The 11,247-nt window shown below is 47.7% G+C and carries 12 protein-coding genes; 2 read left to right on the forward strand and 10 right to left on the reverse strand.

Annotated elements, in window-relative coordinates:
* Positions 1–106: 106 nt before the first annotated feature.
* The 8 genes from A4V09_RS17950 to A4V09_RS17980 form a co-directional block, all read right to left on the reverse strand.
* A complete protein-coding gene (locus A4V09_RS17950) occupies positions 107–1,132 on the reverse strand; it encodes an SIS domain-containing protein (protein ID WP_065543544.1) in 1,026 nt (341 codons plus the stop codon).
* Between the two features lie 64 nt (positions 1,133–1,196).
* Positions 1,197–1,916 (reverse strand): GntR family transcriptional regulator, encoded by a 720-nt coding sequence (locus A4V09_RS17955; protein ID WP_065543545.1) that lies wholly within the window; start codon positions 1,914–1,916, stop codon positions 1,197–1,199.
* Between the two features lies 1 nt (position 1,917).
* The gene (gene frlD / locus A4V09_RS17960; RefSeq protein WP_065543546.1) at positions 1,918–2,697 is read right to left on the reverse strand and encodes a fructoselysine 6-kinase; all 780 of its coding nucleotides are present in this window, start codon (positions 2,695–2,697) and stop codon (positions 1,918–1,920) included.
* A 131-nt stretch (positions 2,698–2,828) separates the two neighbouring features.
* On the reverse strand, positions 2,829–3,539 hold the full coding sequence (locus A4V09_RS17965; protein WP_065543547.1) for a GntR family transcriptional regulator: 711 nt from the start codon (positions 3,537–3,539) through the stop codon (positions 2,829–2,831).
* 378 nt (positions 3,540–3,917) lie between these two features.
* The gene (locus tag A4V09_RS17970; protein WP_065543548.1) at positions 3,918–5,147 is read right to left on the reverse strand and encodes a permease prefix domain 1-containing protein; all 1,230 of its coding nucleotides are present in this window, start codon (positions 5,145–5,147) and stop codon (positions 3,918–3,920) included.
* On the reverse strand, positions 5,134–5,484 hold the full coding sequence (locus A4V09_RS17975; RefSeq protein WP_065543549.1) for a PadR family transcriptional regulator: 351 nt from the start codon (positions 5,482–5,484) through the stop codon (positions 5,134–5,136). The genes A4V09_RS17970 and A4V09_RS17975 overlap by 14 nt, the downstream gene beginning before the upstream one ends.
* Entirely contained in the window at positions 5,484–5,624 is a 141-nt protein-coding gene (locus A4V09_RS24610; protein WP_157123523.1) for a hypothetical protein, read from the reverse strand. The genes A4V09_RS17975 and A4V09_RS24610 overlap by 1 nt, the downstream gene beginning before the upstream one ends.
* Positions 5,625–5,827: 203 nt before the next feature.
* Positions 5,828–6,718: a helix-turn-helix domain-containing protein gene (locus tag A4V09_RS17980; RefSeq protein ID WP_065543550.1), complete on the reverse strand. Its 891-nt coding sequence runs from the start codon at positions 6,716–6,718 to the stop codon at positions 5,828–5,830.
* 115 nt (positions 6,719–6,833) lie between these two features.
* Here A4V09_RS17980 and A4V09_RS17985 point away from each other — a divergent pair, with 115 nt between their 5' ends.
* Together A4V09_RS17985 and A4V09_RS26540 are read left to right on the forward strand one after the other, a co-directional pair.
* Positions 6,834–8,174 (forward strand): MATE family efflux transporter, encoded by a 1,341-nt coding sequence (locus tag A4V09_RS17985; protein WP_065543551.1) that lies wholly within the window; start codon positions 6,834–6,836, stop codon positions 8,172–8,174.
* Positions 8,175–8,194: 20 nt separating this feature from the next.
* Positions 8,195–8,803, forward strand: coding sequence for a maltose acetyltransferase domain-containing protein (locus A4V09_RS26540; RefSeq protein WP_065543552.1), 609 nt, complete (start codon positions 8,195–8,197; stop codon positions 8,801–8,803).
* On the opposite strand, the gene A4V09_RS17995 is transcribed toward A4V09_RS26540, so the two are convergent.
* Positions 8,739–9,782 (reverse strand): hypothetical protein, encoded by a 1,044-nt coding sequence (locus A4V09_RS17995; RefSeq protein ID WP_065543553.1) that lies wholly within the window; start codon positions 9,780–9,782, stop codon positions 8,739–8,741. The two genes, A4V09_RS26540 and A4V09_RS17995, sit on opposite strands and share 65 nt — an antisense overlap.
* Entirely contained in the window at positions 9,779–11,245 is a 1,467-nt protein-coding gene (locus tag A4V09_RS18000; RefSeq protein WP_065543554.1) for an HlyD family secretion protein, read from the reverse strand. Before A4V09_RS18000 ends, A4V09_RS17995 begins: the two co-directional genes overlap by 4 nt.
* Positions 11,246–11,247: the final 2 nt, after the last annotated feature.

The following is an 11,247-nucleotide window of genomic DNA, read 5'->3' on the forward strand; positions in this document are numbered from 1 at the left end:
TATAAATTTATACCCCTTATATTTAGTAAATCCACACAAAAGAATAGGGCTGTTTTCGTCTAAAAACAGCCCTTTTCCTCTATAACTAGTAAATTTATTTACTATATTAATACTCCACAACACCGTAATATCTGCGTTCATCCGGATTGTGGTCCCTCACCACAGAAAAATAGTAACAGAACCATTCCAGAGGTACAAACATTACAAAAGGTGCCAAATCTGCATGGAGTCCCATGGCAAAATCCGCATAGTCCAGTACGATTGCCGTTCCCTTCCATCGCTCCACAAACTGAAGCGCCCTCTGTGTGATTGCCCTGGATGAATCTGTGGGCAGTAAAAATAAAAACGGAACACCGGATTCCACGATTTCCAGAGGGCCGTGACGGAATTCACCGGCCTGTATCACGGCGCCGTGGGACCAGAGGAATTCCATGCCGGTAATGACGCCTTCCTTATAGGCAAGAGGTACCATAGAGCTGGCGGATACGGTGTAGAACCCTTTCAGGTTCCGAAGTGGTTTTGTCATTTCCAAAGCCTTCTCCTCAAAATGCTCAATATGATACCCAAGCACCTCCGGCAGAAGTTTCATATCCGACAGTATCTTTTCCATGACTTCTGTGCTCTCCCCCCGTTCTAGGGCTATGCAGGCGATCAGGGTATAAAGTGCGGCAAGCTGGCACTCCCACATAGCCTCCGCATGGTAATCCACCACATAGTCCGCCTCCATTCCCAGGGGATTGTCTTCCCTCTGATTGCACACTCCAACTGTCATGATCCCCTGTTTCCTGGCTTTTCTGAGCCCTTCTACAATCTCCTCTGTTGTTCCTGACTGGGAAATAAAGACTGCCAGCATATTTTTATTCCCATAGACAGGCATGGAGTCTATAAACTCCCATCCTGTGTATGCATTTACTGCCAGGGTTGTATATTTATCCGCCAGGTATTTTGCCGTACTTCCGGCAGCGCTGGAGCTGCCGCAGCCGATAAAGCAGATGCGCTCAACCCGTTTTTCTTTTATGTATGCCAGTATAGGCGCTGTCTTGGCATCCACTATTTCCAAAAAATCTGCCACTTCATTTTTCATATCTGCTGTCACTAAAAAATGAACCTCTTCTTTGTTTAATCTTAACATACGCTTTCTTCCTTTCTCTTTTTTCTATCATGCCCGGAGTAAGCCGGATATCTCCCCGCTGTTCCTACGGCTGCTTCAGTTCTATTTCCAGTTTCACTTTATCTGTCCTCATATAGGCCCTGCAGTATTCCACCACCCTTCCCTGCCTGTCATATGTCTGGAACGTAAAGAGAAAAACACTGCTTCCCTCCGGTATTTCAAGCCATTTTGCCTCTTTTTTCCCCGCTTTTATGATGGTCACTTCCTGTCTGGACTCATGAAGCTCCACGCCCCTCTGTTCCATGATCTCATAGAGGGAAGAAGCTTCCGGATTGCAGGAGTGTACCTCTCCCAGAATATCTGCGGGGATATAAGTATATTCCACGGACACGGGAAGGTTATCGCCCAGGCGGAGACGCACGATCTCATGCACGCCCCGGCCCACTGCCTGTTCCTCCATATCTGAATACAGAGGCGCACAGGACAGCATTCTCCATGCCAGGATCCTGCTGCCCGCCTTTCTTCCCTGTTCCTTCATGGTCTGGGTAAATCCGCAGAGGCGGCACACATCTCCTTTTCTTGGCACAGAGGACGCAAAGGTGCCGGCCCCCTGTTTTCTCTGTATAAGGCCTTCACTCTCCAGTATGGCAAGCGCCCGCCGCACAGTCAGACGGTTTACATAAAATTCTTTCGCCAATTCCCGCTCTGAAGGCATTTTGCTGCCCAGCGGATATTCCCTGTTTTCTATTTTCTTTCGTATGGCCCCTGCTATGCGGGGGTACACAAATCGCTCGCCGCCCCCCATATTACCAGGCCCCGAAATGGCCGATCGTAAGAGCTGCTTTTTCCGCCCCGGCCTCCATACAGGTTTTCAGCGGTTCCCCCTCCAGGGCTTTGCTTAAAAATCCGGCAATATAGGAGTCTCCCGCTCCAAGCGTGTCCACCACATTTGTGCCTGTAATACCACAGGTGACAAACTCTTTTCCGTCATAGGCCACACTGCCGTTTTCCCCCAATGTGGCAGTGACTAAGCCTGCCCCTTGTTCCTTCACACGTTTCAGAAGATCTCTGGTAAAGGCATTGTCCTTCTCACAGGAAAAAAAGGCATAGTCAAGATAGGGGGCTAATTTTTCTATCTTTTCCTCCCAGTACTTATTTGAAAAATCATAGGAAACTTTTACTTCAGGCGGCAGTTTGCCAAGACAGGCATCGCATTGTCCCCAGACCGCCATGTGTACGCAGTCAAAGCCTGCCAGATACTGCAGATCCTCACCGGACAGTTGAAACCCTTCCAAAACATTCAGGAAATCCTCCCCGAATTTTCTGTCACCGTCCAGAAGTTCTATGTAAGTAACTGCGGTTTTTCCCTCTTTTCTCTGCATACGGATAGTTTCCACCCCCTGCTCTCTCAGCTTTTCCTGCATCATGTCCCCAAAAGTATCTGTCCCGATCCATCCCAGATATGCGGTATCCATATCCAGCTGCCGCCCGTAGACAGCCACATTTACTGCGTTTCCGCCGGGATAGGCCCATCCCTGCCTCTCATAAAAATCCACGCAGTTATCACCGATCGCTGCCAGTCTCATATTCTTCCTCCTAACTGTTCTGCACCCTCACAGCCACCAGCAAAGATCCATGCACAATCGCCTTGGGCGATGGGATTTTTGCCTGGCTGCCGAACGGTCAGCGCAGTACATGCGCAGACCTGCTGCATCGTTCATGCCTCCATCCTTAAAATACTGGTGAACCTGCATCTGTCACCTCTTGTAAGGGAGCAGGCATACTCCACCTTATGTCCATCCTGATCAAATGCCCGCATTTCCATCACTGCCAGCGCATCCCCCTGGCTGCATTTCAGAAGCTTTGCCTCCTCCTCCTCGGCCGCCCTCACAGTCATGGTCTGTTTTCCCTGTATCAGGTGAATCCTGTATTCTTCTTCCAAAAGACAGTACAGAGAGCCGCCCAGCGGCTTACTTTCCAGTTCCGGAACAAGATAAGCGGGAATGTGGGAGATTTCCAGGGCTGCTGTCTCCCGGTCCGCCTTGCGGAGACGGACAATCTCTGTGATATCCGCCCAAGAGGGCAGACCGAATTCCTCTGCCAGTGTATATCCCGCCGGAATCACACGGCAGGACAGCACTTTCGTGGTTACTGTACTTCCATTTTGCTGTGCCATCTGGGAAAAAGACTCAAAACGTTCCATATTTCTGAGTATCTTCCTCTTTGCCGCAAATGTACCGACGCCTTTTACACTGTACACAATCCCTTCCTCCTTCAGACGTTCCAGCGCAGCCCGCACAGTTCCTTTCTGCACACCGAACTGTCCTGCCAGTTCCTCATTAGAGGGAAGCCGTTCTCCTTCTTTTATATGGGCGCTCTCTATGTACGCCCTGATCTTGTCCGACAGATAAAACCTGTCCCGGTGCATGAAATCCCTCCTTCACTATGTATACCAATCATATATTTCTCTATACCGCAGACTATACACAAAAAAAAGGAAAACAGCAAGAGCAGACGAAAAATATAGTGAATCTGCATAGTAAATGGGTTTTTACTTACCTATATAAATGGGTGTTGGGAAATTTAGATAATATTTTTTGAGGCGGTAAAAGAATTTACTTTACAGTTGAATGGGGGCCGCTGTGTAGTGTACCAGCGTCCCCCTGCATGACCTTTTAGATAATGATCACTCTTACTTCACATCCTTATTTTTAAATGCTTTATCCTTAAGATCAGTATTCCTATGGGCTTAGGTATATATGGTGCTCTGACTAAACCATATATGGTATCTGAAGCCCATCCTCTGTCAGGCCGCTCTCTTAGTAGGCATCTCCGACTTTGGCAGGACTTTATCGTGTCTATGCATATGAAGAAACGTCCCCACAAGAACATAATAGATGTAGACCGCACACCCGTTACTGTATCCGTTAACAGAGAAAAACGGAAAATACACCTGGTTTATATCGCCAAATCCCATCATAGCCAGCACAGAATTCAAAACCATCATAACAAACGCGGCCAGTACACCAGTACATATAATATTGCAGTATTGGTTGGTCAGTTTTCTGATATCATGCAGCATCCACAGAAATACACCCACTATAAGCAATATCATTAAAAAGATTCCCCAAATACCTGCACTGCCCAACATCCGCATCAGGATTCCCGGCGTATCATCCAGCTCCATGTATGCCCGGACGCTGCGCATAACCAAATGGTCTTTGCATCCTTTATATATGATTCCGGCTCCAATGAGAGACAGCACTACAGGAACACTCCAGATTTTTATGAGAAACTCCCGTCTCTTGATGTGAAACCAGCCTCTTCGCACTGCTATTGTGAGAATCAGTACATGGGTCAATATGATCGAAAATGTATAAAAGAATTCCCCCGGAATCACGCTGAGGAGACACACAATCCCGGCAATACCTAAAAGCCGGTGTACTTCACCATATCCCCCTTTTCGATAATAGAAGGTCAGCAGGCCAAAACCTGGGGCTGTGCCAAACAGCATACTCTGATAGGCTGTGTCTGTGATATAAAACCCGGTGCCCTTGAAGGGGCCGCTGAAAATGCTCAGCACTAAAAACACACCGCTAAATATAAAAAAAAGCAGCCAAAGCTGATATGGCCTGGAGAAATATTCTTCCATGTACTTTCCAAAAGAAAACAACAGCAGAAAGAAAATCCCCATTCCCCGCCACATGATCAGATTTCTCCCCAGCACATCACCTAAACTGCTGCCAAAATACGCCAACACCAGAACCATCATCAGCAGATCTATCCCTATAAAAAACAGCAAAAGCTTTACATCCAGCCGGGTCCTGTGCACCTTGTCAAGCTCTATGCCTGTCTCCACCGGGTCGCCCATCTCTTTTACTGCTCTTTCCACTGCCTCTTCCCGGCTCATCCCCTTTTTCCGGAAATATTCTGTATCCTCCTCCATATGCCCCAGCAGTTCCAGTCTGATATCTTCCCAGATACTTTTACAGTGGATCTGCTCTTCCACAAGTTTCAGATATTCATGAACCTTCATAGGCCGGCCCTCCCAGTACGCGTCTGACTGCCGTCTCGTACGTCTCCCACTCTTCCTTTTTCCCGTCCAGATGTTTGCGGCCTTTTTTTGTGATCCTGTAGTATTTTCTTGTCTTTTTGCCCGCTTCCTTCTCATAGGACTCCAGAAATCCCTTTTCCTCCAGCCCATGGAGAAGGGGATAAAGTGTCCCTGCCCTCAGTTCAAATACATTCTGTGACCTGTCTCTCAGTGTCTCTATCATTTCATATCCATACATTTCACGCTCTGAGAGAAGCTGAAGAAGCAGAAGCGTTGTGCTGCCTGACAGCAGACTTTTATCCGGTTTGTTTGATCCCATCACGGTTCCTCCTTTCTGACAGCACTGCTCTTCCCGTATAATACCCGCATTCCGAAAGTCAAACCGGTATCTGCCAATAGCCCCATTCCTATGCATAAGGCTGCAATACTCAGTATGATCTCTCCTCCCCTGGTTTTCATAAACATCAACCCCCCTTCTAAAAAACCCCGGACTAAAACAAAGTCCTGATCATGCCTCCAACATCTACTATATAGATTATCTATATATCGTTCATCTATATAATACTACCCTTCCCTTCCTCTGTAAAGACTTTCTGTCAGCTTTTTCAAAATATATAACTTTTATGCTGCGGTTCACAGACTCATGCTTTGCCAGGCCTTTTTTATTTCAGTCTGTTTTTCCTGTATCCCAGTGGTGTATCCCCCATTTTCTTTTTAAATTCCGTAATATAATAGCTTACCGTACTGAAACCCGTCATCTCCGCCACCTCTGAAATGTTTAAATCTTTCTTGTCCAAGAGCTCCATGCTCCGTGACAGCCGGTATTCCAGCAGATACTCCCATGGCGTCATATGTACCATCTTTTTAAAAAACCGGCAGCACTCTCCTTTGCTGATATGCGCAGAAGCCGCAAGCTGGTCCAGTGTGAATTTCTCCCTGTAATGTTCATGCAGAAAATTAAGGAGCACTGCTGTTCGCTGCTGCTCCTGTTCGCTGCAGTCAACTTTCCCGCTGCTGTCAGACAAGTTCTCACATAAAGACAGCCATAATTGTTGCAAATGCCTGCATATACACAGCTCCCTATGTTCCGTAACCTCCCTGAACCCGGCAAACAGGCCTTCCAAATGCGCCGCTGCCTCCCGCTCCCAGGATTTCCCCGTATCCGCAAAATGATAAAAGGGCTGCGCTGCAAATGTCCTGTAATATTCCTCATAAAAATAACTGCCTTTATACCCATACAGCAGAACCGGGTCAAAAATAATGGTACGGTATCTGGCTATCTTCCCCGCCCCTTTTTTAACCATGTGAAGTGCATGAGGCAGGATCAAAAAAACGTCACCTGCCCTCAAACTGATCTTCTTCTCCAAAACCTGCACTTCAGCCTCCCCCTCCAGAATCTGAGAAATTTCCACTTCCCTCTGCTTGTGCCAGTTCACAAAATTGTTGGCATACTCATCCAAATCATCGTAGAAGATCTCCGCGGGAAAAGAATAGGTGCCAAATGAAAGCGTAGAACAAAGCTCTTTGTCGACCGGAATACATTTCTCTGCCATACATTTCCTCTTTTCATCAATATTTTGCAATTTTTAACAGATATTTTTAAAGCTTTTTGCAATAAAAGTTAATATAATTATATCTATAAATGTATATTTGCACAAGGAGACAACATTGAAAATAAAAGATGATTTTCTCAAAGCCCTGATTTTTATTACCTTTCCAATTGTATTGCAGAGCCTGCTTACCACGGCTGTGGGTTCGGCTGATGTTTTAATGCTTAGTTATGTCAACCAGACATCCCTCTCTGCCGTTTCCCTTGCCAATCAGGTCCAATTTGTCCTGAATCTGGTGTATGTGGGGCTGCGGACAGGAACCACTGCCATGACTGCCCAGTATTGGGGAAAACATGACACTGCCTCCATCCGCCGGCTCACCCTGGTTGTGCTCCGTTTTTCCATGGGTGTTTCCCTGCTCTTTTTCATCCTGGCCTTTTTTATGCCCACACAGCTTATGCATATCTTTACCTCAGACCCGGATTTGATTCAAACAGGGGCGGAATATCTGCGGATCATAGCTTTCGCCTACCTCTTTATGGGCGTGTCTCAGATTTACCTGTGTATACTGAAATCCATCCAGCAGGTGGGAAGGAGCGCTGCCATCGGTTCTGTCACACTGGCAGCCAATGTATTCTTAAATGCAGTATTTATCTTCGGTTTATTTGGATTTCCAAAACTTGGCGTAACCGGAGTTGCCATTTCTACCGTCATATCCAGGGCGGCGGAGCTGGGTCTGTGCGCGCTGGACGCAGGCCTGATCAAAAAAATACATCTTTCACGGGATGATTTTCACGATGCGGGCAGTGTTCTCACAAAGAACTTTCTCCGGTATTCCCTTCCGGTCACTGCGGAAGGCTTTGTATGGGGAGGCGCCACTGCTGTCCTCTCTGCTATCATGGGACATCTTGGCTCTGACATTGTGGCTGCCAACTCTGTGGCTTCTGTGGTACAGGGACTTGCTACTGTGGTATGTTTTGGTTTTGCGGAGGGCGGCGCTGTGCTGCTTGGCAAGGAACTGGGACAAAGTAATTATAGAAAGGCTGAGAGAGATGCCTCAAAGCTTATAAAGGCTGCGCTCATAAGCGGCCTGGCCGGTGCTGTACTCATGCTCCTTTTAAAACCCCTGGTGACAGGGATCGTCCGCCTCTCCCCCCAGGCCCTGACGGACCTGAACAACATGTATCTGCTGCTGGCCTTAAACGCTGTACTTTCCTCTTTTACCAACACTGCCATCTGCGGCATTTTCTGTGCCGGAGGGGATACGAAATTTGGTCTGTACTGTGATTTCTTTGTAATGTGGTGTTATTCCGTACTGATAGGTTTGTTCCTGGGCTTTGTCTGGAAGCTTCCTCCGGTAACGGTTTACATAATTATGAATCTGCATGAACTGGTCAAGACGCCGTTCGTCCTGAAACATTATAAGGGCAAAAAATGGCTGAAAAATATAACTATTTAATATCAAGGAGGAAATATCCCATGACAATGGAAGAACGAAAAGCAAAAGGACTGCTGTGGACAGACACCCCCGAGGCCATGGCCGCCCAGGTAAGAGCACGGGGGCTGACCTATGATTTTAACCACACAAGACCGGAAGAGAAAGAGAAGAGAATGGCTTTACTTTCTGAGATCTTCGGCTCCTTAGGGAAAGATGTATGGATCGAACCGCCCCTTACCCTGGCATTCGGCAAAACCGTTACGATCGGAGACAATACATACATCAACTCCAATCTGACTTTAGTGGATGACTATAAGATAACAATAGGCAGGGGCGTACTCTTTGCCCCAAATGTCACCATAAGCACAACAGGACATCCTGTGCATTATAAACTCCGCCCCCACGGGGAAATGTATTCCTTCCCTGTCACCATTGGTGACGACGTATGGATTGGAAGCGGTGTGATCATCATGCCCGGAGTTACCATTGGCGACCACTCTGTCATTGGTGCCGGAAGCATTGTGACAAAAGATATTCCCGCAGACTGCATTGCTGTGGGAAACCCATGCAAAGTGCTGCGGGAGATCACGGATGATGATTTGATTTATTATTATAAAAACCGAAGGGTGGACGAAGAAACTTCAGAATGATCACAGAAGATACACTGCCTGCCAGCATACAGCCTGCTGTCCCAAGCAGCATATCTCTGTCACGGTAGTCAAGAGCCTGGGTTATGAGCCCTTTCATATCCCCGGCCTTTTCTGCTGCCAGTTTGGAAAAGAAAGAAAAATCCGACCAGGCTCCAGGTATATAGTCATCAGAAAAATGAAAACTCAGCAGCACTAAAAGTCCAATCCCTCCAATCACCAGCACAGGAAAGCAAATACTGCAAAGTTCCTTTATCCAGTTCTTCCATTTTGCATTACGGTAAACACGTCGAAGCCCGGCAGCGGACCTGGCAAATAAAACCCACAGGGGGGCCATGAGGAATAATCCCCCCAGCCCGCGGAATAAATCCCCTTCTGCTCTCACATCCGCAGTTCCGGGAAGCAGTCCCGAGAGCATCTGCTCCGCGCTGGATGCCGGCATATTTCTATACTGCACCTGTACCCTGCTGTATAAAGTACCGCTCTCTCCCTGTATGATGCAGACAGCCTCGCTGCTGTCCAAAATCCCTCTGACCTGATATTGTTTTCCTGATACTTGTATACTTCCCCCCGTTTCATCCACATTAAGCTTCTGGGCAAGTGTTTTACTGACCACACATCCCGTGTTGTCACCATCACTCACCAGGCTTCCCCCGCACAGTTTTCCGGGCATGATCAAATTCATATTCCCCGCTGCCTTGATAAGCTGTACCTTTGCACTCTGTCCCAGAGACGTATTGACTGCGTTTACCTCCTCCGGCGCTTTCCACAGTGTCATATCCTTTATATATTTTCTTTCATCTTCTCCGGCATTCTGCCACCAGGTTTCCATCTGTTCCCTGGTCACAAATGTACTGCGGTACACAAGGCCCAGCTCCCCGGCAGCGTGTTTCCTTAAACTACTATAGCAGAAGGTTCCGATTCCCGCAAAAATTATCAAAAGAAAAACTGCCAGAAGAAAACTCATCTCTTTTTTTCTCACTCTAACCGTACCTGATTTCCCTCCTCTACATATTTACTGGATTCTGTTATGATAAGGCTCTTTTGGTTTATAGCTGACTTCACAGCAGCGTATTTCTCATCCTTATCCAAAACGGTTACCGGAACAGACACGGCAGTATAAACCTGCCCCAAAATACCATCCCTTACCTCTGCAGTCAGCACACATGTCTGTCCCTGCACCTGATGCAGGGCACTCAAAGGTATCACCTGTTCATAAGAACCCGATTCTTTACTTACCTCATAAGTAAAGGGTGTACCGGTTTTCAGCTGTTTTTCGCCGACCTGTCCATACCAGACCATTCCACCCGATTCTGCCTGGCCTGCCCCTTCCTGGGATGGTGTCTCCTGAGCGGAGGCCTGTTCAAATCTCTCTGCCTTAACTTCCAAAGTCTCTGTATTTCCTGAAAACTTTATATTTATTTTATCACCTTCCTGTATTTTACCTACATCCGCCTGGTCAATAATTCCTTTTACCTCTGCGGCCTGTGATGCAATGATGATCTGTTCTGTCCCAGCAGTCACAGTGCCTTCTGTCACACCTGCAGATTGGAAAATGCCCGAGGATGCGGCGCTTACAATCCCCTCCACATTCTGAATATCTGTCAGTTTTTTAAGCGCTGCTTCCGCGCCTTCAATATCTACCTGAACCCCCTCCACAGTAAGAGAATTGGATCTTTGCTTTTTTTCTTCGTTCTGCTGCGCGTTTGCCTCATTTTGGCTGGCTAAATTATACTGCTCCACCGCCTGATTATAAGAAATGGCCTGGCTGTTTAAAGTATCTGCAGCACTCTGCATTTTATCTTTTGCCGCCTGTACCTCCTGCTCCCACTGTTCATATTCCCCGGCCCCGGAAGAATTGCCACTCTGGGATGTTTCCCCCGCTGTATCAGAACCTTCTCCCTGGTCACCAGACAGGCCGCTGTCCTGTGCCTGACCGCTGTCCGCAGCCGGAGGATTATTCGCCAAACTCTCATACTCCGCTGCCGCCTGGTCATAATCGGCCTGGGCCTGGTCCAGCAGTATTTCCGCGTTGTTCAAGGCAATCTGTGCCAGAGCCGTCTCGGGCGTGCGGGCATCCTCCTGGCCTGCCAGCTTCTGCTGTTCAAGCTGCAGTTTCAGCTTTTCTATCTCCCTGTTCTTTTCCTCTATCTTCTCTGCCAGGTAATCCATATCCAACTGTACCAGCGCCTGTCCTGCCTCCACTGCGGTCTGGGGTTTCACAAGAACTTTCTTCACCTTCTGTCCCTCCGGCAGAGACTGGCTGTACTGCTCTTTTGCCGTTACCGTTCCGCTGCCTGTCACAAGCTGGGTCAGCACCCCTTTCCCCACCTTGGTAGTCTTTACCTTGGCAACCGTTATGGAGGAGGCTGCCCTTGCAGCCACAGTACAGCACAGCATCAGCACTAAAAAATATATCACTGCTTTTCCTGCTTTTTTTTTCATAA

Origin of the sequence: Blautia pseudococcoides, from assembly GCF_001689125.2 — a bacterium.
GTDB classification, from domain to species: Bacteria; Bacillota; Clostridia; order Lachnospirales; family Lachnospiraceae; genus Blautia; species Blautia pseudococcoides.

Coding starts and splice junctions, on each gene's coding strand:
- A4V09_RS17950 (WP_065543544.1), bottom strand. CDS start 1,132: ATGTTAAGATTAAACAAAGAAGAGGTTCATTTTTTAGTGACAGCAGAT.
- A4V09_RS17955 (WP_065543545.1), bottom strand. CDS start 1,916: ATGGGGGGCGGCGAGCGATTTGTGTACCCCCGCATAGCAGGGGCCATA.
- frlD (WP_065543546.1), bottom strand. CDS start 2,697: ATGAGACTGGCAGCGATCGGTGATAACTGCGTGGATTTTTATGAGAGG.
- A4V09_RS17965 (WP_065543547.1), bottom strand. CDS start 3,539: ATGCACCGGGACAGGTTTTATCTGTCGGACAAGATCAGGGCGTACATA.
- A4V09_RS17970 (WP_065543548.1), bottom strand. CDS start 5,147: ATGAAGGTTCATGAATATCTGAAACTTGTGGAAGAGCAGATCCACTGT.
- A4V09_RS17975 (WP_065543549.1), bottom strand. CDS start 5,484: ATGGGATCAAACAAACCGGATAAAAGTCTGCTGTCAGGCAGCACAACG.
- A4V09_RS24610 (WP_157123523.1), bottom strand. CDS start 5,624: ATGAAAACCAGGGGAGGAGAGATCATACTGAGTATTGCAGCCTTATGC.
- A4V09_RS17980 (WP_065543550.1), bottom strand. CDS start 6,718: ATGGCAGAGAAATGTATTCCGGTCGACAAAGAGCTTTGTTCTACGCTT.
- A4V09_RS26540 (WP_065543552.1), top strand. CDS start 8,195: ATGACAATGGAAGAACGAAAAGCAAAAGGACTGCTGTGGACAGACACC.
- A4V09_RS18000 (WP_065543554.1), bottom strand. CDS start 11,245: ATGAAAAAAAAAGCAGGAAAAGCAGTGATATATTTTTTAGTGCTGATG.